The organism is Azospirillum sp. VT-I1 (assembly GCF_055698305.1).
In genome coordinates, this window is the sequence record NZ_CP168800.1 from 552,347 (window position 1) to 575,440 (window position 23,094).

Consider the following 23,094-nt stretch of genomic DNA (forward strand, 5'->3'; position numbering starts at 1 on the left):
GGATTATTGTTCGTTCACATATGAAAAACCCTCCCCCGTTGCGGGGGGAGGGTTTCTGGATCAGGCGCGGACGGCGACGTTCGCCTCGACGGGCGGATTCTCCAGCGCGTCGGTCAGCGGGATCGGGTAATCGCCGGTGAAGCAGGCGTCGCAGTAGCCGAGCTTGGCCGGATCGCGCTTCTCTTCGCCCATTGCCCGATAGAGGCCGTCGAGCGAGATGAAGGCGAGGCTGTCCGCCTGGATGAACTCGCGCATCTGTTCCACCGTCATGCGGTGGGCCAGCAGCTTGCCCTGCTCCGGGGTGTCGATGCCGTAGAAGCAGGGGTGCGAGGTCGGCGGGCTGGAGATGCGCATGTGCACCTCGGCGGCCCCGGCGGCGCGCACCATCTCGACGATCTTCTTCGACGTGGTGCCGCGGACGATCGAATCGTCCACCAGCACGACGCGCTTGCCCTCGATCATCGCACGGTTGGCGTTGTGCTTCAGCTTCACGCCCAGATGGCGGATCTGGTCGGTCGGCTCGATGAAGGTGCGGCCGACATAATGGTTGCGGATGATGCCGAGGTCGAAGGGCACGCCGGCTTCCTGGGCGTAGCCCAGCGCCGCGGGCACGCCGCTGTCGGGCACCGGCACGATCACGTCGGCGGGAACGCCGGCCTCGCGCGCCAGCTCGCGGCCGATGCGCTGACGCGCCTGATAGACGGAGGTCCCCTCCATCACGCTGTCCGGACGGGCGAAGTAGATGTATTCGAAGATGCACAGCCGGCGCTGCTGCGGCTGGAACGGACGCAGGCTGTGCACGCCGCTGCCGTCGATGACGATCATCTCGCCCGGCTCGACGTCGCGGACATATTCGGCGCCGACGATGTCGAAGGCGCAGGTCTCGCTCGCCAGGATGTGGGTGTCGCCCAGCTTGCCCAGCACCAGCGGACGGACGCCGAGAGCGTCACGCACGCCGATGACTTCCTTGGAGGTCAGCGCCACCAGGGAGAAGGCGCCCTCGACCTGCCGGACCGCCTCGATCAGGCGGTCGACCGGCGAGCCGCCGCGGGCGGTCGCCATCAGGTGGACGATCACCTCGGTGTCGGTGGAGGACTGGAACAGGCAGCCGCGGCGGACCAGCTGACGGCGCAGCACCTGGGCGTTGGTCAGGTTGCCGTTGTGGGCCAGCGCGAAGCCGCCGAACTCGAAGTCGGCATAGAGCGGCTGGACGTTGCGGATCGAGGTGTCGCCGGTGGTGGCGTAGCGCACATGGCCGATGGCGCTGGCGCCCTTCAGCTTGGCGATGATCGCCTCGGAGCTGAAATGGTCACCGACCAGACCCAGCGTGTGCTGAAGGTGGAAGCGCCCGCCGTCGAAGCTGACGATGCCCGCCGCCTCCTGCCCGCGGTGCTGCAAGGCATGCAGGCCCAGCGCCGTGATGGCGCCCGCCTGCGGGTTGCCGTAGATGCCGAACACGCCGCACTCTTCGCGCAGCTTGTCGTCGTCGAACGGATGCGTCGTCAGCATCACCAGAAGTCCTTCGTCCAAGAGGCGCCGTCGGCGCGCGTCAGCACATGCAACGGAAAAACGGTCCACAAACGTCGATCGCGCCAAAACCGAGCGGTCAAGCTCAGTGGGCGTTGTTCTGTATCAGCCTTTCGAAATCGGCGCGGTCGCGGTCCTTATAACCGGTATCGGGGGCCTGTGCACCCCCGGTCTTCGCGGGGCTGGGCACCGGCGTCGACAGGCGGTCGAGCGCCTGCTTGGCCTCCATCGCCTGACGTGCGCGGTCGCGTGCCATGTCCATCTGGCCGAGCCCATCCTTGCGCAGTGTCTCCGGCACGAAGCCGTAGAGCGTCTCCGCGCCCATCGCCAGGAAGGGGCGGGTCTTGGCCTGCTGCAGCCAGACCGGCTGTTCGGCCGGGTTCGGCACCAGCCACAGGAAGAACAGGTAGGCGATTGACACCAGCACCCCGCCCTTCACCAGCCCGAAAACGAAGCCCAGCGTGCGGTCCAGCGCCGACAGCGCAGAAGCCTGCACCCCGCGCGACAGGCTGCGCCCGAGCAGCGACAGCACGATCAGCGCGATGATGAACACCCCGACCGCCGAGGCGGCGTAGGCCAGCATTTCGAACCGGATATAGATCTGCGCATAGGGAAGGACATGGGGCAGCGCATAGAGCGTGATGACCGCGGCGCCGGCCCAGGCGGCGACCGACACCACCTCGGCCACCATGCCGCGGCTGAAGGCGAGCAGCGCCGCCAGAAGCAGGACGGCGATGACGACGATGTCCACCGGATTGACGGGAAGGTTGTCCATGGCCCTGTGCCGATTATGAGAGTGCGGTCAGATGAATTCGTCGTCGCGCCAGCGGCGCGTGTCGTTGTCGTCATGCGGTCGGCGGGAGGGCGGCCGGCCGGCGGAGCCCTGCGCCTGGAACAGCGGCATCAGTTCGCCCAGTTGCTGCAGTTCGACAGTCTTCAGGCCGTTGTCGCCGCGGCTTCCCTTCTTGCCGGTGCGCCGCGCCGGGAAGATGGCGGAGGAGAAGCCGAGCTTCGCCGCTTCCTTCAGGCGCGTGTCGCTCTGCCCGACGGCGCGGACCTCGCCGGACAGGCCGATCTCGCCGAAGACCACCGCGTCGGCCGGAACCGGTTCGCCGGTCAGCGACGACACCAGCGCGGCGGCGACGGCGAGGTCGGCGGCCGGTTCGGTGATGCGCAGGCCGCCGGCGACATTCAGATAGACGTCGTTGGCGCCGATCTGCACGCCGCAGCGCGCCTCCAGCACCGCCAGCACCATGGCGAGCCGGGCCGAGTCCCAGCCCACCACCGCACGGCGCGGCGTGCCGAGCGGCGACGGGGCGACCAGCGCCTGCACCTCCACCAGGACGGGGCGGGTGCCCTCCATCCCGGCGAAGACTGCCGCGCCCGACACGTCGCCGCGCCGTTCGGCCAGGAACAGGGCGGACGGGTTGGCGACCTCGCCGAGGCCGCCGTCGCCCATCTCGAACACGCCGATCTCGTCGGTCGGGCCGAAGCGGTTCTTCACAGCGCGCAGGATGCGGAACTGGTGGCCGCGCTCGCCTTCGAAATAGAGGACGGTGTCCACCATATGCTCCAGCACGCGGGGACCGGCGATCATGCCTTCCTTGGTCACATGGCCGACCAGAAGCAGGACGACGCCGCGCCGCTTGGCGACGCGGATCAGCTCCTGCGCGCTGGCGCGGACCTGGGCGACGGTGCCGGGGGCGCTGTCCAGATTGTCCATATACATGGTCTGGATCGAATCGATGACGATCACCTCCGGCCCCTTGGCGTCGTCCAGCGAGGCGACGATGTCGCGTACGCTGGTGGCCGAGGCCAGATCGACGGGGGCTGAGGCGCAACCGAGACGCTGGGCACGCAGGCGGACCTGATCGACCGCCTCCTCGCCCGAGACGTAGGCGCAGCGGTGGTCCTGCGACAGCCGGGCCATCGCCTGGAGCAGAAGGGTCGATTTGCCGATGCCGGGATCGCCGCCGATCAGGATGGCCGAGCCGGGAACCAGCCCGCCGCCGCACACGCGGTCGAACTCGGCGATGCCGGTCATGCGCCGCGGCGGCGCCTCGCTGCTGCCCTGGAGGCCGACGAAGTCGATGCGGCGGCCGCGGGCCGACCCCAGCCCCTTGGGCGCGCTGTCGGGTGCCGCCTCTTCGACGAGGCTGTTCCATTCGCCGCAGGCATCGCACTTGCCCGCCCATTTGGGGAAGGAGGCGCCGCAGGCCTGACAGACATATCGGGTGGTGGGCTTCGCCAAAGGTCTGGTAGTCCGATGGGGATAAGGCCCGCCACATATAGCAAGCCGATCCGCCGAATCCTATGCTTGCAGGGGTGGAATGCAGGGGCTTTTTTCAGACCTGTGGCGTGATAGCTTGTTGCGCGGTTTGCGGATGGGCGCAGCGGCTGAATAAGAGACCAGAGGACTTACGTGACGGATGACGGTTTGATGGACAAGGATGGACGGCGGATCGTGTTGCACGGTCCGGAAGGGTTCGAGGCGCTTCGCAAGTCCTGCCGGCTGGCGGCCGAGACGCTGGACTACATCACGCCATTCGTGGTGCCGGGCGTCAGCACCGGCAGGCTCGACAAGCTGATCGAGGAATTCCAGCGCGACCGCGGCGGCATCCCGGCGACCCTGGGCTATCAGGGTTATCCGGCCAGCAGTTGCATATCCCCCAACCACATCGTCAACCATGGCATCCCCAGCGACGACAAGAAGCTGGTGGACGGCGACATCGTCAACATCGACGTCACCGTCATCCTGGACGGCTGGTACGGCGACAGCAGCCGCATGTACTTCGTCGGCGAGAAGATTGGTGTGAAGGCACGCAAGCTGGTCGATCTGACCTATCGCTGCATGATGGCCGGCATCGCCCAGGCCAAGCCTGGCAACCATCTGGGCGACATCGGCCATGCCATCCAGACGATGGCGGAGGCGGCGCGCTGTTCGGTGGTGCGCGATTTCGGCGGGCACGGCATCGGGCAGGTATTCCACGACGCGCCGCACGTCGACCATTTCGGCAAGCCCGGCACCGGCGTGGAACTGCGCCCCGGTATGGTCTTCACGGTGGAGCCGATGATCAACGCCGGCCGCCACGAGGTGAAGATCCTGTCCGATGGCTGGACCACGGTCACACGCGACCGCTCGCTGTCGGCCCAGTTCGAGCACCAGATCGGCATCACCGAGGACGGCTGCGAGATCTTCACCCTCTCCCCCGCCGGCTTCACCCAGCCGCCCTATGGAAACGCCGCATGAGCGACGAGCAGAAGTCCTGGGACGTGCTGGGCAGCCGCGACCTGCTGGACGCCAGCCCCTATCTGAAGGTGCGGGCTGAGACGGTCCGGCTGCCGGACGGCCGGACGGTGGAGAATTTCTACCAGCTGGACCAGCCCGACTTCGCCCTGATGTATGTGGAGACCGAGGACGGCCGGGTGGTGATGCTGCGCACCTACAAGCACGGTGCCCGCCGCGTCAGCCTGACCTTCCCCGCCGGCGCCATCGAACCCGGCGAGGAGCCGCTGGCCGCCGCCAGGCGCGAACTGCTGGAGGAGACCGGCTATGCCGCCGACGACTGGACGGCGCTGGGCGGCTTCGTGGTCGGGGCGAACTCCAAGGGCAGCACCTGCCACATGTTCCACGCCAAGGGCGCCCGCAAGGTGGCGGAACCCGACCATGGCGATTTGGAAGACATGCGGATCGAACTGCACAGCGCCCGCGAGCTGATCGACGCGGCGGCGCGCGGCGACTACGCGGTGCTGCCGGTGATCGCCATGCTGGGGGCGATGCTGATGCCGGAGCTGCGCGAGGGGCTGGGCATGGCGGCGCGGACGCGGTCGGTGTAGAAAGGAAGGGCGACCCTTCAGCGACCGGGAGTGCGCTCATGGCCCTGCGCAAGCACCGCCGGATGACCCTTGACGAGTTCCTCGGCTGGGAAGAGCGGCAGGACGACCGCCATGAGTTCCTCCAGGGCGAGGTCGTCGCCATAGTCGGCGGAACGGTCGCCCACAACCAGATCGCCGGCAACGTCTATGCCGCCCTGCGTGCCGAGCTGCGCGGTTCGCCCTGCCGGGTGTTCCAGGAGACGATGCGGATTCTTGCCGCCGAATCGGTGTTCTACCCCGACGTCTTCGTCACCTGCGCCGCGATGGACGACCGCGACCGGCTGGCCACCGAGCCGACGGTGATCGTCGAGGTCCTGTCCGACAGCACGTCCAGCTACGACCACACCACCAAGAGCGCCGCCTACCGCAGCCTGCCCTCCCTCACACAATATGTGTTGGTTCATCAGCGCGTGGCGGTGGTGGAGAGTTTCCGGCGGGCGGGAGACGGCTGGACGCATGAGCTGCTGTCCGGGCGTGACGGGACACTGACGATCCCGGCGCTGGAGGTCACGCTGCCTCTATCCACCATCTATGAGGACACGCAGGTGTCCTTCGACCTGACGATCCCTACGAGCGACACCGACGATGCCTGAACCCATGACCCCCGCGCGGCTGATCGAGTTGCTGGGATTGCAGCCGCATCCGGAGGGAGGCTGCTACGCAGAGACCTACCGGGCGCCGGCGGATGACGGGCGCGGGGCGGTCACGGCGATCTACTTCCTGCTGCGGGCCGGGGAGCGGTCTCACTGGCATACGGTGGATGCCGTGGAGATCTGGCTCTGGCACGGCGGGGCGCCGCTCGAGCTGTCGGTCTATGAGGACGGCGGTGCGGTCGAGCGCCGCCGTCTGGGGATGGACATCGCGGGCGGCGAACGGCCGCAGGCGGTGGTGCCGGTCGGGGCTTGGCAGGCGGCACGGAGCCTGGCGGAGGAGCCGGACGGCTGGTCGCTGGTGAGTTGCACCGTGGCACCGGCCTTCGAGTTCGCCGGGTTCAGGATGGCGCCGGAGGGGTGGGAGCCGCCCGGTAGATGATGCTATGCGGAGTTAGACCCCCACCCTAACCCTCCGCCGCTCTCAGCGGACCTAAGGTCCGCCTGTCGCGTCAGCACAAAGCATGGCTTTGTGCGAGAGCTGGGCGGGGAGGGGATCACGTGCCTTATGGAGAAGATCGCCTTCCCTGGCGAAGCGGGGGAAGGAGGGGACCCATGCGAAGCATGGAGAGGATGGGGGCACCGTAAGCCGACGCCCCTCCCCTCCTCAATCCTCCGCGTACGGGTTCTTGCCCTTGCGCAGCAGCAGCCGCACCGGCACGCCGGGCATGTCGAAGCTCTCGCGCAGGTGGCTGGTCAGGTAGCGCTGGTAGCTTTCCGGCAGGTCCAGCGGTTTGTTCACGAACAGGGCGAAGGTCGGCGGACGGGTCTTCACCTGGGTGACGTAGCGGATCTTCACCCGGCGGCCTTCCACCAGGGGCGGCGGATGGTGGTCCAGCACGCCTTCGATCCAGCGGTTCAGCTGGGCGGTCGGGATGCGGCGGTTCCAGACGGTGTAGGTCTCCAGCACCCCGTCCAGCAGCGTGTCGAGCTTATGGCCCTTCAGCGCGGAGATGGTGACGACCTTCACGCCCTTGATGTAGCCAAGCGAGGCTTCGAGCTTGTCTTCGACCTGACGCAGCGCCATCGCGCGGTCGTCGACCGTGTCCCATTTGTTGACCGCGATCACCAGGGCGCGGCCCTCGGAGATCACCAGCCGGGCGATGGTCAGGTCCTGCTTGTCCAGGATGGCCCCGGCATCGACGACCAGCACCACGACATTCGCCATGCGGATGACGCGCAGGCTGTCGGCGACGGCCAGCTTCTCGACCTTCTCGTCGACGCGGGCGCGGCGGCGCATGCCGGCGGTGTCGACCAGCTTGAAGCGGCGGTCGCGCCATTCCCAATCGACGGCGATGGCGTCGCGGGTCATGCCGGCCTCGGGACCGGTCAGCACGCGTTCCTCGCCGAGCAAGCTGTTCAGCAGGGTCGATTTGCCGACGTTGGGGCGGCCGACGATGGCGATTTGGATCGGCTTGCTGCGATCCTCCTCAGGCTCCGGCTGGTCGCCGATGGGGATGGACGGGTCGAAGCCGTCGTCCTTGTCCTCAACCTCGGCGGAATTTTCGGCCGGAGCATAGGGCAGCAGCGCCTCGACCAGATCGGCCATGCCCTCGCCATGCTCGGCGGACAGGGGAATCGGATCGCCCAGGCCAAGCTCGTAGGACTCGAACAGGCCGGGCTGGCCGGCCTTGCCTTCGGTCTTGTTGGCGACCAGCAGGACCGGGGTCTTGCCCCGGCGCAGCAGGTTGGCGAAATGGCGGTCCAGCGGCGTGATGCCGGCGCGGGCGTCGATGATGAACAGCGCCACGTCGGCGCGCGCAAGGGCCTGCTCGGTCTGGCGGCGCATGCGCGCCTCCAGGCTGTCGTCGGTCACATCCTCCAGGCCGGCGGTATCGACCACGGTGAAGGACAGGCCGCCGACATGGGCCGGGGCCGAGCGCCAGTCACGGGTGACGCCCGGCGTATCGTCCACCAGGGCCAGCTTCTTGCCGGCCAGACGGTTGAAGAGGGTCGATTTGCCGACATTCGGCCGACCGACGAGGACCACGGTGAACGACATGGGGCCAAAGGCCTTTCACAACAGACGGAGGAAATCCGCGATCAGCGGAACGCGACCAGCGTTCCGTTGTCGCACAGCACATAAAGAGTGTTGTTGGCAACGATCGGAGACAAGTAGGAACCGGTGGGCAGCGACCGCGTCACCTCCACCTTGCCATCGGAGGGCGACAGGCCCAGCAGCTGGCCGTTGGAGCCGGCAACCCACAGGCGGTTGCCGGCCATCACCGGGCCGGACCAGACGATGGGGCCGGTCCTGTCCTCCGGATCCTTGAAGCGGGCGAGCGGAGCGACCCAGCGGACCTTGCCGTTCTGGCGCGCCACCGCGACGACCTCCTGGTCGTTGGTGACGGTGAACAGATAGTCGCCGGCCACCCAGGGGGTGTTGACGCCGCCGATCTCCGTTTCCCAGATCCGCGCGCCGATGCGCTCATCGATGGCGACCATGCGGCCGGAATGGCCGATGGCATAGACGGCGCCGCGGTCGATCACCGGCAGGCCGCGGATGTCGGCCAGATTGCTCAGCTGGCCGGTGCGGCGGATGGCGGCGAGGCTGTCCTGCCAGGCGACGCGGCCGTTCTCCGGACGCAGCCCGAACAGCTCGCCCGAGGAATAGGGGGCGACGACCAGCGTCCCGGTGACGGCCGGGCTGGCGGCGCCGAGCAGGCCGGCGGTCTCCAGGATGCCCTGGTGCGACCATTGGACCGAGCCGTCGTCCGTCGACAGCGCGATGGTCTGGTTGTCGAGCGTGATGACCATCACCCGGCCGCCAGCGACTGTCGGGGCGCCGCGGACCGGGCCGGCGATGCGCTTGCGCCACAGCACCTTTCCGCTGCCGGCGTCGAGCGACAGCACTTCGGCAAAGCCGGTGGCGGCATAGACGCGGCCGTCGGCATAGGCGACGCCGCCGCCGGTGGCGCCGCCGCGCTCGTTTTCCGGTCGGGTATCGACGCGCCACAGCGACTGGCCGCTGCGCTCGTTCAGGGCGGAGACGTGCGAATCGGCATCCATGGCGAAGATGCGCCCGTCGGCGATCACCGGCGTGCCGAGCAGCGCGCGCGAGCTGCTGGAACCGGAGCCGATGTCGGCGCGCCACGCGTCGGACGGGTTGGCTGACAGGGCGAGATTGCCGACGACATGGTCCGGCGTGCCGCCCGGCTGCGCCCAGGCGGCGTTGGCGACCGCCGGCGGCACGGTGACGGCCACGGCGGCCAGCTGCGCATCCGGCTCCACCTTGCGCTCGCGCTGCAGGACGGCGACGCGCTTGCCGGGCAGCGGCGGGTCGGGGGTCTTGCCCATCCAGCTGTCCAGCGTGTCGCAGCCGCCGAGGAAGATTGCGAGCAGCGACGCGGACAGCAGCGCGGTGCGGCGGATGTTGCGGGTCTTGGTGCCCGCCGTGTTGCGGAGGTTCGCCTGATGGGTCGTCATGGCCTTGGGTCAGCCCTTGCCGTAGAGGGAGGCGAGATCGGCGGCGCGGCTGCGCACGCCCGACGGCGCCTGTTGGTCGTCCGCCAGCTGCTTGAAGAGCGTGCGGGCCTTCTCCGTGTCGCCGGCGCGGACCGCCAGCACGGCGGTCAGCTCGCGCGCGGTGAAGCGCCACGGGCTGGCGTCGGCGGTCAGCGGCTGCAGCTTCGCCGTCAGCTGCGCCGGGTCGCCGCCGTCGGTGCGCTGCATCACCGCCAGCAAGGTGGCGAGGTCGCGGTACTCGGCGGGGACGGAGCCGTTGGCGGCGATGCCGTCATAGACGGTGGCGGCCTCGGCCGGCTTGCCCTGGCGGATCATCAGGGCGGCGGCGTTGAACTGGGCGATGGCGGCGAGGCTGGGGTTGGCGGACCCGGCGAAGGCGGCCAGCGCCTCCACCCCCTTCTCCGGCCCCTGCGCGCTCTGCGCAATGGCGGTTACCAGGGCGGCGGTCTGTTCTTCCTTCTTCTGCGCCTGCCAATGGCGCCAGAAGCTGTAGCCGCCGGTCGCCGCGACGATCAGGACGACGCCGGCGATCATGGCGCCGCCATACTTCTTGAAAAGGTGCTCCGCGCGGTCCCGGCGCAGATCCTCGTCGACTTCGCGGAAAATATCGCTCATGGCGCTGCGGTGGCGTCCTTGCGGTGGCGGCTTCGCGCACGGCCCGGATGGCGGCGCGGGTCGGACGGAGCCACGCCGGCCGGTTACCCGGACGGATGGCTCCGCAAGATCAAGAGGGGCGGATAGCATCGGGCAACCCGTCGGGTCAAGAGCCTCCCTCTCCGGCGAGCGGGAGAAGACCCGGACGCCGAAAGAAAAACGGGCCGCGGAGACGATCCCCCGCGGCCCGTTTCTGCAATCCGCACCGTCATCCGGATCGGCAGCAGCCTTCCGGTTCGTTGCGCCGGCTGTTACGCCGACTTGTTACGCCGACATGGCGGCGGCGGCGATGACCGCCTGGGTCCGGTTCTTGACGCCCAGCGACTTGAAGATCGCGGTGACGTGGATCTTCACGGTGCCTTCCGACAGGCCCAGCTCATAAGCGATCTGCTTGTTCGACTTGCCCAGGCGCAGGCATTCCAGAACCTCGCGCTGGCGCTGGGTCAGGCCATAACCGGCGTTGCGGTCGGCGACCTCCACCGTGCGGCGGCGCGGCGCGGCTTCCATGCTGGCGGTCAGCGCGCCCGGCGGCAGGTAGATGCCGCCCGAGAACACCAGGTTCAGGGCGCCCATCATGACCTTCACGCTGCTCGACTTCGGGATGTAGCCGGTCGCGCCATGGTCCAGCGCGCCGCGGATGTCGCCCAGGGCTTCCGACGCGGAGATCACCACCACCGGCACGCCCGGCTGCAGAGCCTGAATTTCGCGCAGGCCGTCGAAGCCCGGCCAGTTCGGCATATGCAGGTCCATCAGGATGATGTCGTAGGTGCCGCCGGCGCGGCACTGGTCCAGCACCTCGTCGAAAGTTCCGGCCTCGACGAAGCTGGCATCGCCCTGCAACTGCTCGAGCAACCGCCGCAGGCCTTCACGGAACAGCAGATGGTCATCCCCGATCAGAATCTTCATGGTCCCCGTCATCCTCGCTCGCCGGCCCGGTCCCGGAGCCTGCCGGTGAAGGCCGCTCCCCGCCTGGGCTGTTGTCGATGTTGTCCGATGCGCCCCCGCGGCACCCGGATCGCCCCGCTCACACCATCTCTTCGGCTTGGTGGTCGATCGTTCCAGCGGCCTCTGTCCGGTATCGGCCGTAAGGCCGTCTGCCGTTGTTGGCTTGTTTTCGCTGTGTTGGGTACCTGATACCACGATCGGAAGAGCCCCTGTATCCGGACAAGGGCCATAGGTCATTCGAGGCTGACACCCCCATTCGAGGAGCCATAGGTCATGGCCGGCCAAAGCAACGCTTCCGACGAAGGTCATAGAATTTGCTGCGCGCGCGAATGGCGTTATCGCGCAAGCTCATCGGATTCACTTGTCCCTATTGGGATTATTCGGATTGAGACCTGTCGTCTCCATTAGCGACGGGAATTTTTCTGGAACCTTGCCATCTTTGCGGCGTTCGTTTGTCAGGACATCGGCTAACCCCGATTCGGCCGCGCAAGAGAGGAAGGAAAACCCGCATTCAAACCGATCGGATAGTCCTGAAGGATGCCTGTACCAACGCGCATTCCCGTGTGACCCGGCCAGCACACATCATTCCATAGGTGTTACCGTTTCGAAACCTGAGGCGACCAACAAGGAGACGAAAAGCGATCTTGGCTGATCATCCATCGCCTGATTTACGCGGAGCGCCGTTCATTTCTAAATCACGCGGTGCGACCAGGACTTCCCTCGGCGGGATATCCGGCGGATTACGAGCAACGCGGAAATACTTGCCAGGGATATATCCGGTAACCGTTTTGAGCTTGACCGAAGACGTGCCTGGGCCAACCGGCCGGACTCCTTTTCAACCCTTAGACGCAGGCGGCGACGCCCCGAGCCGGGCCGGCCGTGGATGCCTCCTCCAGACAGAGCTGACCCATGCACACACACCATGAGTACGCCCATGAGAAAGCATCACACCAGACCCGCAACGCGGTGACTCCCATGCATGTCTGCCTGATCCTCGACAACAACGCGCTGACCGAGAATGTGGTGCAGCAGCTCGACCGCGGCGGACGCCACCGCGTGACGGTGCTGCACGATATCGGGGAACTGACCCAGAGCGCGCTGACGCCGGATGCGATCCTGATCGGACTGCAGCAGTTCACGGCTCTGCGCGAGAACGAACCGATGGTCTATCTCCGGCTGTCCCGCCGGTCGCGGATCGTCGTGGTGCTGTCCTCGCGCGAGCTGCTGGATGCCGCGCATATCCTGGCCTTCGCCGATGCCTGGGTGTTCGAGGATCTGAACGTCGACCGCATCAACGAACTGCTGGATCTCGGCCTGGAAGGGCATTGCCTGATGCCCAAGCAGTTCCTGTCGCGGCTGGGCGTCGACGAAATCCGTCTGACGCTTCTGCCGCGCCTGTCCGACCCGGAGTTCGAGACCCTGCGCCTGCTGGGCGAAGGCATGAACAACCGGACCATCGCCAACGCGCTGGACCTGTCGGAGGCGGTGATCAAGTCGATGGTGCGCAGCGTGCTGTCCAAGCTGCATTTCCGCAACCGGACGGAAGCCGGCGTCTTCGCAGCACGGCAGCAGGGCGCGCTTGAGCAGGCGCGGTCCGGCATGACCCCGCCGCACATGCATGCCGCCGCAACCCGGCGCGCCGGGGTCTGAGGGCCCCGGCCCCACCGTTCGGGACCCGCCCCTGCGGGCGGACCTAGCAAAGCGTACCGTTCAGCCAGCCGGAGGTCAGGCGGCCAGACGCCGGCCCGCCATCGCTTCCTCGAAGCGGTCGAAGCGGGCGTCGAAGGTCTGCCGGTCGATCTCGGCGAGCCGGAAGCGGACGCGCACCACCCCCTCCTCGCGGGTGAAGGCCTCGAAGGGCAGCGCCACGCCCAGGCTGTCGAACAGCAGCGTGCCGTGGCTGCCGACGGCGTCGGCCTCGGCCAGCGCCGCACCGTGGCGGGAGATGTCGAGCAGCCGCACGGTCAGCCGGCCGTCCGGCCCCTCCACAGTGCAGGGGGCCTCCACCCGATAGCGCGGCAGGCTGCGGCGGTCGACATCCTCCGTCGCCGTGCGCACCGCCCGGACCAGCACATGCATCAGCTCGTCGATGCTGTGGGTGACCTCGGATGCGCCGGCCCGCAACTGGTCGGCGCGCTCCTCCGTCACCTTGGCCTCGCGCGAGACCTCGTCGATCCGGGTCGAAACGTCGGTGGCGGCACTGGCCGTCTGGCCGACATTGCGCGAGATCTCCTGGGTCGCCGACGCCTGCTGCTCCACCGCGGCGGCCACCGTGCCGGAAATGGCGTCGATTTCGCCGATGGTCCGGCTGATGCCGCGCACCTCCTCCACGCTCCGGGCGGTGACCGACTGGATCTCCGTGATCAGGCGCGAGATCTCCTCGGTGGAGCGCGAGGTCTGGTTGGCCAGATTCTTCACCTCGTTGGCGACGACGGCGAATCCCTTGCCGGCCTCCCCTGCCCGCGCCGCCTCGATGGTGGCGTTCAGAGCCAGCAGGTTGGTCTGCGCCGCGATCCCCTGGATCAGTTCCGCCACGTCGCCGATGCGGCCGACGGCGGAGGACAGCGATTCGATGGTGTTTTCGGTCTCGGTGCTGGCGGCCACGGCGGCACGGGTGACGCTGGCGGCATGGCCGACCTGGGTCCCGATCTCCTCGATGGAGGCGGTCAGCTGCTCCGCGGCCGATGCGACCGCCTGGGCGTTGCTGAGCGCCTGCGCCGCGGCGGCGGCGACGTTCTGGGCATTGGCGCCGACCAGCCCGGCCGACTTCGCCATCGCGTCGGCGTTGCGGTCCATCTCCTGGGTACGGGCGGCCACCCGCTCCACCGCGCCGCGGCTTTCCTGCTCCACCGTGTCGGCCATCGACTGCAGGGCCTTGCGCTTCAGCGCCTCGCCCTGGACCCGCTGATGCTCCTGTTCGGCGCGCAGCCGCTCCGCCTCGGCCATGCCGTCGCGGAAGACCAGGACGGAGCGCGACATCGCGCCGATCTCGTCCAGCCGCTTCGCACCCGCGACCTCGGCGGTCAGGTTGCCGGAGGACAGGGCCGTCATCACCTGGCTGAGCTGGCCCAGCGGGCGCAGCAGCCGGCGCGACACCAGATAGCCCGGCACCGCCAGCACGACGGCGCACAGCACCACCAGCATCGTGGCGAAGCGCATGCTGTCGTCGAAGGTCTTGAACACCTCCGCCTTCTTGATGCCGACATAGAGGATGCCGACCGTCTTGCCGGACTTGTCCTTGATCGGGTCATAGGCGGCGTAATAGGGCTCGCCCAGGATATCGACCATGCCGCGGAACGGAACGCCCTGGCGCAGCACCGAGTCGTAGGCAGGGCCGCGGGCCAGGGTGGTGCCGACGGCGCGGGTGCCGTCGGCGGCCATCACGTTGGTGGCGATGCGGCGGTCACCCAGGAACAGGGTGGCGGTCCCCCCGGTGATGCGCTTGATCTTGTCGACCACGAGGTTGTTGTCGTTCATCACGACGCCGTCGAGCATCAGCTTGCCGTCGGAGACCTCGAAGGCGCCGCCGCGTTCGTTCAGCGACGACCAGGCGATGTCCATGCTGAGGCGCTGCATCTCGATCGCCTGCCGTTCCAGGTCGCGGACGATCACCTGCCCGATCGCGAACAGGATCGCCGTGCTGAGGATCAGCATGCCGAAGAGGTTCAACACCGTGACTTTCGTGGAAATCGAAAGCCGGCCGACAAAGGCGCGCAGGGCATCCATGAGTGCCATCCACCAGGAAACAGTTTAGGAGTGCGAGTTCAAGTTCGCGCGCACTATGCCATCCTGGTTTAGACTGCATTCATTTAAAATACATACGACCCCTGCGACCACTTGTCGCGATATTACTCTTGAATTCTTTCAACCCCGAAGCGTTTCTTTTGAACCCGAAGCCTGTCCGAATCTGTCGCCGTCAGAACAGACGGACGCCGTCCGGCACCGGCCGGTCCGGACCGACAAGCACGACCGCCCCGTCCGCATCGGGCAGGCCCAGGCACAGCACCTCGCTGGTGAAGGGGCCGATGCGCTTGGGCGAAAAGTTCACGACGGCCAGCACCTGACGGCCGACCAGTTCATCGGCGGCGTAATGGGCGGTGATCTGCGCGGAACTGCGCCTGGTCCCGATGTCGCCGCCGAAATCGATGGTCAGCTTGTAGGCGGGCTTGCGCGCCTCCGGGAAGGGATCCACGGCGCGGATGGTGCCGACGCGGATGTCGACCTTGGCGAAATCGTCGTAGGAGATGGTCATGGCTGTCCCGATCCGGTTGAGAACCGGCGCCAGGGTAACGCGCCCGCCCCGATCCCGGAACCCGGAAGCCTCCATCCGGAAAAGCAAAAGGGGCCGCCGGAGGCGACCCTTCTCGCAGGCTCCGGCGGACCGGAGACTGGATCAGCCCTTGGCCTTGGCGATGGCGGCCTTGACCTCGTCCAGGCTGTCCGACACGCGCTTGGTCAGGATCTCGGCGGCTTCGGTGTTCGACTTGGCGATCATCTCGCTCAGCTCGCGGATGTTGGCCAGCGACTTCTCGAAGGCGGCCTTGACCAGATCGGCCTGCTTGGCGGCCTTCTCTTCCGGCGTGCCGGCGGCGGTCAGCTCGCCGACGGCGCGGTTCACGTCCTCGGTCACGGTGCGCAGCACCTCGGCCTGACGGCGGACAATGGCCTGGAAGCCCTCATAAGCCAGCTGGTTGGCGGCGGTCACCGCCTCGATGTTCTTGCGCTGGCTGGCGATGATGGTCTCGATATCGACGCCCGGAACCTTGAGGTCGCCGATCAGCTTGGACGGATCGAATTCGAGGAAGGGGTTACCGCTCATCTTGGCCATGTTTCTCATCCCAGCATCGGTGTTTGCTGCCCGCATCGGAATCCGGGCATGTTGCGACGCAACATTGATGGGCCGACTATGCAGAGTGCCGAAAAGTTAGTCAATCCGGATTTTGCGGCGCAGCATAACCTTGACGGGTAAAAATCCCACGCCGCCTTACCTTCCGCATGACCAACATCGTCTAAACCGTTGACGCCATGGAGTCCGGCCCGGCTGTCCGGCCGAGCGGCCCGCGGCGCCCCGTCCAGCGGCAGAAGGTCGCGCCCCAGCGCTCCGCCCCGCGCAGCCCGTTGTCGAGCGCCGCCATGGTGCGCGACAGGTCGGCGGTGTCGTCGTTCAGGAAGACCCGCATCACCCGCGCATGCACGGCGCCGAGCCCGGCGACGAGAGCCGCACCGCCGCGCTGGTCGGGATCGATCCCGGCGGCGCGCAGCATCCAGGCCATCGACCGGCCGAAGGCGCAGGAATAGGCCAGCGCGGTCGCCGGTTCCCCCGGCAGGTCGCGCGCCACCGCGCGCAAGCCGTCGCGGAAGGGGCGTAGCGCGTCGAAGCGGCGCATCATCACGTCGAACAGCCGGTCGCGCGCCGTCTCCGTCGGGTCGGCCGCGGCGTCGGCGGCGAGAACGGTGGCGTCGGCGACGCGGGACACCGCGGCCAGCAGGTCAGGACGCCCGCGATAGCGGTGATGGAAACGGGAAAGCGGGATGCCGGCGGCATGCGCCACCTCCAGCAGGCCGACGCGGCGCCAGCCCTTCTCGGCGGCAAGCCGCATCGCCGCCGCCGCAACGCTGCGGTCGAGGGAATCGGGGTCCACGGGATCGGACCGGAAGCTGCTGTCTTCAGGCTTATCGGACGACATGTCGGACATGGCACCACCTCCAGGCGACGGGGATCGCATCATAAGGTGGTGCGCGGACGGGCGAACGTCACCCGTCCCCCGAAATCGTCAGGCCTTGCGCACGGTCTCCACCCGGCCGCCGGTCATGCTGACCAGATCGGCGGGGGTCAGGCGGAACACGGCGTTGGGGGTGCCGGCGGCGGCCCAGATGGTCTCCAGCCGCATCAGATCGTCGTCGATCAGCACCAGCGGCGGCACGGCATGCCCGATGGGCGAAACACCGCCGATGGCGAAGCCCGTCGATTCGCGGACGAACTCCGGATCGGCACGCTCAATCTTCTCGCCGATCAGCCGGCCGACCGCCTTCTCGTCGACGCGGTTGGCGCCGCTGGCGACGACCAGAACCGGCCGGCCGGACTCCTTGGTGCGGAAGATCAGCGACTTGGCGATCTGGGCCACTTCGCAGCCGACGGCGGCGGCCGCATCCTCGGAGGTGCGGGTGCTGCCCTCATGCTCGACCACGCGGTGGCCAAGGCCGATGCCGTCCAGCAGGGCCTGGACGCGGGCGGCCGACGGGCTGAGCGTCGTCATATCCGCCCCCGTCAGCCCGCCAGCTCGCGCGACCGCCGAGAGGCGGCGGCGATGGCGGCGGTCATCACCGGCTGCATGCCATCCTCGGCCATCAGCACCTCAAGGGCGGCCTGGGTGGTGCCGTTGGGGCTGGTCACCGCCTTGCGCAGGTCGGCGGCCTCCTGCTGTGGCGAAGCGTCGAGCAGGGCGCCGGCACCGGAGACCGTGGCACGGGCCAGCCGCATCGCCAGATCGGCCGGCAGACCGGCGGCCTCGCCGGCCTTGGCCATCGCCTCGACCATGAAGAAGACATAGGCAGGGCCGCTGCCGGACACCGCGGTGACCGGATCCAGCAGCCCTTCATCCTCGACCCAGGCGACATCGCCGACGGCGCGCAGCAGACGGTCCGACAGCTCGCGCTGGGCGGCGCTGACATGGGCGTTGGGCACGGCGACGGTCATGCCACGGCCGATGGCGGCCGGGGTGTTGGGCATGGAGCGGACGACGACCGCCCCCTCCCCCAGCAGGCGTTCGAAATAAGCGATGGTCTTGCCGGCGGCGATCGACAGGAAGACGGTGCCGGGACGGACCAGCGCCCGGTAGGCCGGCAGCGCCTCCTCCATCACCTGCGGCTTGACCGCCAGCACCACGACGTCGGGCACGAAGCCGTCCGGCAGGGCGTCGGCACCGGCGGCCAGGGAGACGCGCCCGTCGCCGGCAAGCCGGTCCGGCAAGCCGGCCCGGTCGACCACCACGACACGCGACGCGGTTCCGGCGGCGAGCCAGCCGTCCAGCATCGCCCCGCCCATCTTCCCGCAGCCGACCAGCAGCAGCGACGCACCCGTATCCGCCGTCATGACCCCGTCATTCCCCCTGTTCATGCCGATGTTCGGGCTTACGCTTCGCCCATGGTGTCCAGAATGGCGGCGGACACCGCCTCCGGCGCCGATTTGCCGCCCCAGATCACGAACTGGAAGGCCGGGTAGAAGCGTTCGCACTCCGAAAGGGCGATCTCCACCAGATCCTCCAGCTGTTCCACCGCCGCACCACGCGCGCCGCGCAGCAGCATGGTCTGGCGGAACATCGGCGTATGCTCCTCCGAGCAGACGTCGAAATGGCCGAGCCACATGCGGCCGTTCACCTCCGCCAGCAGTTCGGCGACGGCGGTGCGGCGGGCGGCCTGGACCTTCATGTCGAACTGGCAGGAGAACTGCATCGCGCTGACATCGGGCTGCCAGACGAAATAAAGCCGGTAATCGCACCAGCGCCCGCCGATCTCGACGACAAGCTCGTCCTCGGTGGCGCGATCGAAGGGCCATTCGTTGGCGGTTACGATCTCCTCGACCACGTCGAGCGGGTTGTGGGCGGAAGTGGTGGTTTCGACGGCTACTGCCGACATGTCAGCGTCCTCCTGTGAAGGCGCAATGGGCGGTACCGTTCACCCGGACCAGATGACGCGCATGATGAACCGCGCGGGTCCGGGCCAATACCCCGAAGGTGATGAAAAAGCCCGAAGGTGGTGAAAAGATCGAGCATGGGATGCGGTTTCCGACCCGTCTGGCGCCCGGTCAAGCTGCGGACCGGCCGACGTTCGGGTCGTCGGCCGGACACGCACCGGCCGATCCGCCGATGGCGGCAAAGGCCGGAACGTTGACGGGAGGGGCGCCGGGTGGTGCGGACGCACCGTTGCTCAGGATGCCGTCGGCCCCTTGCCGGCCTCATCCGCGGCGGGCTTGGCCGCCGCCGGAGCCGCTGCCGGGGTCACCGGATCGGTGTCGACCACCGCCGGAACGCCGGCCTGCTCGACCACGACCGGCAGCGGGGCATGCCCGGCGGTCAGGGTCGCGACGGTGGCCTCCAGCGCGGCAAGCCGCTCGGCCATCGCCTCCTGCTCCTCGCGGGCCTTGGCGGCCATGGCGCGGACAGCCTCGTATTCCTCGCGGCTGACCACGTCCATCCGCGACAGCACGCGTTCGAGCTGAGCGCGCAGCTGACCTTCGGCCTCTTCGCGCAAGGACGAAAAGGCGCCGAGAGCGCCCCCCGCCACACGGGCGAGATCGTCCAAAATCCTGTTGTCCACCTGCATCGGCTCTGACTTCCGGTTACCGTTCGATCATTATGGACGCCGAGCGCCGCGACTTCAACGCCCTTGGCCGATCGCACCCGTGCCGCGACGCGCAGCCGTGGCATGCGGCGGACCTCACGGCCTGACCGCCGGTGCGGCCGGAGAGGCCGCGTTGAAGCGGTCGCGCAGGGCGGTCAGGTCGAGAGTCTGGGTCGGAGCGTCCCAGGGGCCGGCGATGCGCAGGGTCAGCGGCGGCAGGTCGCCGTCGGCTTTCACCTTAAGGGTCAACCCCAAATCCACCCGCTGGTCGGGTAGGGACACCGTCCCCGCCAGCGTGCCGTCGGCCGGCGCGGTGGTCAGGCGGGCATCGTCGGTGCGAATCACCCCATTGTCGATGGCGAAGCGGATGTCCAGCCGGTCCAGCTTGGTCTCCCCGCCCTGCAGGGCCCCGGCGACGGCGCCCAGCACCTCCTGCGTGCGCTCCACCCCGGCCAGCCGGCCGCGCAGCGCGGCGAGATCGACGCCGCGCAGCACGCCGCCCGACGCCACCGCCCGGCCGCGGCCGGTCAGGCTGCGCACGAGCGCCTCGCCATTGCCGCTGCCGGAAAGGGTCATGTCCAGATCCACGACCCCGCCGCCGAGCCCCAGCCCGGCGAAGCCGGACAGCGCGGTCCCGAGATCGGCCTTGATGACGGTGATGTCGGCGTCGAGCTTCGGCTGTTGACCAGGAGTGGCGGCAAGACGGCCGCTGACGCCGATCTGGCCGCCCTGCCATTCGCCGTCCAGCTGTTCCAGCGTCGCGGTTCCGCCGGACAGGGTCGCCCTCAGCGCCGGCTGCACGATGCGCTGTCCACCCAGCGTCAGCGAGGTGGAGGTCAGAGCGAGGCGGCCGTCCGCCGAGCCGATCCAGCCAAGCTCCGCCAGCGGGTCTGCGGAGGAAGCAACGGCCGGATCCGTGGCGGATGCGCCCTGGTTGCGGCCGGCGCCGTCGCCCACCAGCGGCGCGCTGCGCAGCCGGTCGAGGTCGAGGTCGCCCGTCTGCAGATCGGCCTGGAAGGCGGGCCGCGCCGGCTTGCGGTCGAGCACCAGCTTGCCGCGCACCGGGACGCCGGCCACCATTCCCTGCAGGTTGTTCAGCACTGGCGACACCGCGGTTCCCGTCAGTTCGCCATAGAGGTCCAGCGGGCCGAAGGCTCGGGCCAACCCGCGGTCGTCGAACAGCGCCGCGATCCGCCCCATCTCGGGATGGGTCACGCGCAGCTTCAGGTCGGCGCTGGGCGTGCGGTCGAGCCCCAGGACGGCGCCGCCAGCTTCCAGCGTGCCGCCCAGCATGCCGGCGGACGCCTCCACCGCCAACCGCTCCCCGTCGCCGGCCAGCCGCGCCTTGGCGCTGACCGCGCCCAGCCGTTCCGGCACCGGCAGGCCGGGCGGCCAGGCGACGGCGCTGGGCACCCCCCGAGCGACTTCGCTTCCGCCGCCAGGGCGAGGTTGACGCCGCGCAGCGGCATCAGGCTGGCGACCTGCCCGTCCAGGCGGGCTGTCAGGCCGGCGATGTTGTCCACCTTGGCCTCGCGCACCGTCAGCGCGCCCGAGGCGACCGTCGCATCCAGATGAAGCCCCTGGACCGGCAGCCCGCCGACCGTCAGCTGACCGACGCGCAGGTCGAGGTTGGCGTCGGCGAGGCCGAGGAGCCGCTGCGGCATCGGCGCTGCGGCGGTTGTGGCGGACCGCGGTCCGACCGCGCGCGCTGCCCCGGTCTGCGGAGCGGCCGGACCGGCAGGCTGGGCCGGCGCCGGCTCCGACGGCAGATAGCCGTCGAGAAACAGGCGGTCGAGTTCGAGGCGGGCGCCGAAGGCGGGACGGCCGCGGTCGACATAGGCGACGGCACCGCTCAGGCGGCTGCTGTCGAAACGGAAATCGATGCCCGACATCTCGAAGCGGTCGGCATGGCCCTGCAGCCGGGCGGACAGCGAGGCGCGGCGCAGCCGGTCGGCGGGAACGGAGCGGATATCGAGCTTCGCCCACTCCAGCAGGGCGCGCAGGTTGTCGGCGTTCGCCTCCATCCGCATGTCCAGCGTCGGCTGGCTGCCCGGCGTGGTCACCTCCCCCGCCGCGACGAAATCGGATCCGCCGGGCAGCAGGGCGCTGACCCGGTCGATGTTCAGCCGGCCGTCGGTCAGGCTCGCCTCGATCCGGCCCTGCCGCACCACGCCGCCATTGTAGCTCATGGCGTCGACGGCCACGTCCAGCTTCGCCTCCACCCCCATCGGCAGGGCGAAGGACAGGCCCGGCTGTCTGGCGCCGCCGGCGGCCGGGCTTGCCGGAGCCTGGGCGGCGGACCCGCTCACCGAGCCCCCCTGCCCGCCCCGCGCCAGCCAGGAATCCAGGTCCATCCGGTTGACGGCGAGCGTCAGCTCGGTCCGCGGCGCCTCGCGCTTGGCCGGATCGCCGGCACGCAGGGTGGCGTTGCCGGTGGCGCGCGTGTCGCCCAGCTGGACCTCCAGGCTGGAGAAGGTGGCGAGGCTGGTCCCCGCCTCCACCGTCGCGCGCAGGTTGAAGGGTTGGGCCAGCGCCGCGGGCCGGCGCGCGTCCACCAGCTTGGCGAAGTCGCTGCCTTCGGCGCGGAGGTCGCCCTGCACCTTCGATCCGCCGCCGCCGGTCAGAATGCCGGCGAAGCGGAGGGTCGCGTCGGTGTGGGGCATCGACAGGGTGGCCCGCACCGGAACCGCCGCCCCTTCGGTGAAGCGGCCGGCGGTCGCCTCGCCGTGAAGCGGCAGGCCGCGGAAACGGAAATCGCCCTGGATCTGGAAGGGGCCGTTCAGGCTGCCGGCGGCGATGCGGGCGCTCAGCCCCTCCACCGTCTCGGTCCGGCCGTTGCGGTCGTCGCGGTAGATGACGGTTCCGTTGTCGATCAGCACCTGATCGAAGCTGACGGCGGACACCAGCCCCTCGGCCGCGCCCAGCCCGTCGCCGGGCCGGCTGCCGGCGGTGGACAGGTCCCAGTTGATCCGGCCGTCCATCAGGACTTCCACCACGAAGGTCGGCTCGACCAGCGTGATGCTCTCCACCTGGATGCGGCCGCCCAGCAGGGGGCCGAGCGCGACGCGGGCGTCGAGCTTCTTCAGCCGCACCATGTCGGGTTCGGCGGCCCCGGCGGCGTTGGCGAGACGGGCGTCGCGCACCGTCAGCGCCGGCGACGGCAGCAGGGTGAAGCCGACGTCCCCCCGCAGTTCCACCCGGCGTCCGGTCGCCTGCGACACACGCTCCGCGATGGTGCCCTTGTAGGCGTTCCAGTCGATGAGGCTCGGCGCTGCCAACAGGATGCCGGCCAGAACCACCAGTCCGGCCAGTGCAGCGATCAGGATCTTCTTCACCGGGTGTCCGCCTTCCCTGCGCCGGCCTTATCCTCGGCCGTGCCCCTTTGCCACGTCATGGTTGCCACATCGCCGTCATCGACCCGCGGCCGCCCATACCCGGATGAGGTACGTGCCGACGCGCGCCTGCCTTCGGTACCGCTCCCCTTCCGCGCCGATCGGCCGCCGATGCCGGCATCCGATGGCTGCTTCCGATGAGGACCGTCCTTCGGTAAGCTAGCGCCCGCAGAAGAAACAAGCAATTTGGGCAATCCCACGGCCAAGTTGGGGCCTGCCCGATTTTTTCCCCAGCTTTCCCCGCG

The 23,094-nt window shown here is 68.8% G+C and carries 22 protein-coding genes; 5 read left to right on the forward strand and 17 right to left on the reverse strand.

The features are described from left to right. Positions 1-60: 60 nt before the first annotated feature. From purF to radA, 3 genes are all read right to left on the reverse strand, one after another. Positions 61-1,509: an amidophosphoribosyltransferase gene (gene purF, locus AB8P05_RS02610; RefSeq protein WP_455171755.1), complete on the reverse strand. Its 1,449-nt coding sequence runs from the start codon at positions 1,507-1,509 to the stop codon at positions 61-63. A 103-nt stretch (positions 1,510-1,612) separates the two neighbouring features. Next, positions 1,613-2,302 carry a CvpA family protein gene (locus AB8P05_RS02615; protein ID WP_455171756.1) on the reverse strand — a complete coding sequence of 230 codons (690 nt, stop codon included), beginning with the start codon at positions 2,300-2,302 and terminating at the stop codon, positions 1,613-1,615. Positions 2,303-2,329: 27 nt separating this feature from the next. Further along, positions 2,330-3,778 carry a DNA repair protein RadA gene (radA, locus tag AB8P05_RS02620; RefSeq protein ID WP_472758690.1) on the reverse strand — a complete coding sequence of 483 codons (1,449 nt, stop codon included), beginning with the start codon at positions 3,776-3,778 and terminating at the stop codon, positions 2,330-2,332. Between the two features lie 189 nt (positions 3,779-3,967). Here radA and map point away from each other — a divergent pair, with 189 nt between their 5' ends. Genes map through AB8P05_RS02640 form a run of 4 tightly spaced genes read left to right on the forward strand, consistent with a single transcriptional unit; the run spans position 3,968 to position 6,435 of the window. Further along, positions 3,968-4,777 carry a type I methionyl aminopeptidase gene (gene map / locus AB8P05_RS02625; RefSeq protein ID WP_472758691.1) on the forward strand — a complete coding sequence of 270 codons (810 nt, stop codon included), beginning with the start codon at positions 3,968-3,970 and terminating at the stop codon, positions 4,775-4,777. Further along, the gene (locus AB8P05_RS02630) at positions 4,774-5,364 is read left to right on the forward strand and encodes an NUDIX hydrolase (protein ID WP_472758692.1); all 591 of its coding nucleotides are present in this window, start codon (positions 4,774-4,776) and stop codon (positions 5,362-5,364) included. Before map ends, AB8P05_RS02630 begins: the two co-directional genes overlap by 4 nt. A 38-nt stretch (positions 5,365-5,402) precedes the next feature. Next, positions 5,403-5,996, forward strand: a complete 594-nt coding sequence (locus tag AB8P05_RS02635) for a Uma2 family endonuclease (RefSeq protein ID WP_472758693.1) — start codon at positions 5,403-5,405, stop codon at positions 5,994-5,996. Then, on the forward strand, positions 5,989-6,435 hold the full coding sequence (locus tag AB8P05_RS02640; protein ID WP_472758694.1) for a cupin domain-containing protein: 447 nt from the start codon (positions 5,989-5,991) through the stop codon (positions 6,433-6,435). Before AB8P05_RS02635 ends, AB8P05_RS02640 begins: the two co-directional genes overlap by 8 nt. A 225-nt stretch (positions 6,436-6,660) precedes the next feature. Here the strand turns inward: AB8P05_RS02640 and der are convergent, their stop codons facing one another. From der to AB8P05_RS02660, 4 genes are all read right to left on the reverse strand, one after another. Beyond that, positions 6,661-8,055, reverse strand: coding sequence for a ribosome biogenesis GTPase Der (gene der, locus AB8P05_RS02645; RefSeq protein ID WP_455171761.1), 1,395 nt, complete (start codon positions 8,053-8,055; stop codon positions 6,661-6,663). A gap of 41 nt (positions 8,056-8,096) precedes the next feature. Beyond that, positions 8,097-9,479 carry an outer membrane protein assembly factor BamB family protein gene (locus tag AB8P05_RS02650; RefSeq protein WP_455171762.1) on the reverse strand — a complete coding sequence of 461 codons (1,383 nt, stop codon included), beginning with the start codon at positions 9,477-9,479 and terminating at the stop codon, positions 8,097-8,099. A gap of 9 nt (positions 9,480-9,488) precedes the next feature. Further along, positions 9,489-10,133, reverse strand: coding sequence for a DUF2659 family protein (locus tag AB8P05_RS02655; RefSeq protein WP_455171763.1), 645 nt, complete (start codon positions 10,131-10,133; stop codon positions 9,489-9,491). Between the two features lie 303 nt (positions 10,134-10,436). Continuing rightward, positions 10,437-11,078, reverse strand: a complete 642-nt coding sequence (locus AB8P05_RS02660) for a response regulator transcription factor (protein ID WP_455171764.1) — start codon at positions 11,076-11,078, stop codon at positions 10,437-10,439. Positions 11,079-12,026: 948 nt separating this feature from the next. On the opposite strand from AB8P05_RS02660, the gene AB8P05_RS02665 reads away from it, so the two are divergent. Next, on the forward strand, positions 12,027-12,767 hold the full coding sequence (locus tag AB8P05_RS02665) for a response regulator transcription factor (protein ID WP_324871367.1): 741 nt from the start codon (positions 12,027-12,029) through the stop codon (positions 12,765-12,767). Between the two features lie 75 nt (positions 12,768-12,842). Here AB8P05_RS02665 and AB8P05_RS02670 read toward each other — a convergent pair whose 3' ends face one another. From AB8P05_RS02670 to AB8P05_RS02715, 10 genes are all read right to left on the reverse strand, one after another. Then, positions 12,843-14,789: a methyl-accepting chemotaxis protein gene (locus AB8P05_RS02670; protein WP_472758695.1), complete on the reverse strand. Its 1,947-nt coding sequence runs from the start codon at positions 14,787-14,789 to the stop codon at positions 12,843-12,845. A 244-nt stretch (positions 14,790-15,033) separates the two neighbouring features. Then, positions 15,034-15,369, reverse strand: a complete 336-nt coding sequence (locus tag AB8P05_RS02675) for a tRNA-binding protein (RefSeq protein ID WP_472758696.1) — start codon at positions 15,367-15,369, stop codon at positions 15,034-15,036. 141 nt (positions 15,370-15,510) lie between these two features. Beyond that, positions 15,511-15,945, reverse strand: coding sequence for a phasin family protein (locus AB8P05_RS02680; protein WP_455171767.1), 435 nt, complete (start codon positions 15,943-15,945; stop codon positions 15,511-15,513). A 181-nt stretch (positions 15,946-16,126) separates the two neighbouring features. Further along, positions 16,127-16,813 carry a TetR family transcriptional regulator gene (locus AB8P05_RS02685; RefSeq protein ID WP_472758697.1) on the reverse strand — a complete coding sequence of 229 codons (687 nt, stop codon included), beginning with the start codon at positions 16,811-16,813 and terminating at the stop codon, positions 16,127-16,129. 78 nt (positions 16,814-16,891) lie between these two features. After that, complete coding sequence (locus AB8P05_RS02690) at positions 16,892-17,374, reverse strand: YbaK/EbsC family protein (RefSeq protein WP_472758698.1); 483 nt, start codon at positions 17,372-17,374, stop codon at positions 16,892-16,894. Between the two features lie 11 nt (positions 17,375-17,385). Continuing rightward, complete coding sequence (gene proC, locus AB8P05_RS02695; RefSeq protein WP_472758699.1) at positions 17,386-18,210, reverse strand: pyrroline-5-carboxylate reductase; 825 nt, start codon at positions 18,208-18,210, stop codon at positions 17,386-17,388. 38 nt (positions 18,211-18,248) lie between these two features. Further along, positions 18,249-18,752, reverse strand: a complete 504-nt coding sequence (locus AB8P05_RS02700; protein WP_014247736.1) for a type III secretion system chaperone family protein — start codon at positions 18,750-18,752, stop codon at positions 18,249-18,251. A 291-nt stretch (positions 18,753-19,043) separates the two neighbouring features. Beyond that, complete coding sequence (locus AB8P05_RS02705) at positions 19,044-19,439, reverse strand: accessory factor UbiK family protein (protein ID WP_472758700.1); 396 nt, start codon at positions 19,437-19,439, stop codon at positions 19,044-19,046. A 114-nt stretch (positions 19,440-19,553) separates the two neighbouring features. Further along, on the reverse strand, positions 19,554-20,750 hold the full coding sequence (locus tag AB8P05_RS02710) for an AsmA family protein (protein ID WP_472759304.1): 1,197 nt from the start codon (positions 20,748-20,750) through the stop codon (positions 19,554-19,556). Next, positions 20,681-22,792 carry an AsmA family protein gene (locus tag AB8P05_RS02715; protein WP_472758701.1) on the reverse strand — a complete coding sequence of 704 codons (2,112 nt, stop codon included), beginning with the start codon at positions 22,790-22,792 and terminating at the stop codon, positions 20,681-20,683. The genes AB8P05_RS02710 and AB8P05_RS02715 overlap by 70 nt, the downstream gene beginning before the upstream one ends. Positions 22,793-23,094 lie beyond the last annotated feature (302 nt).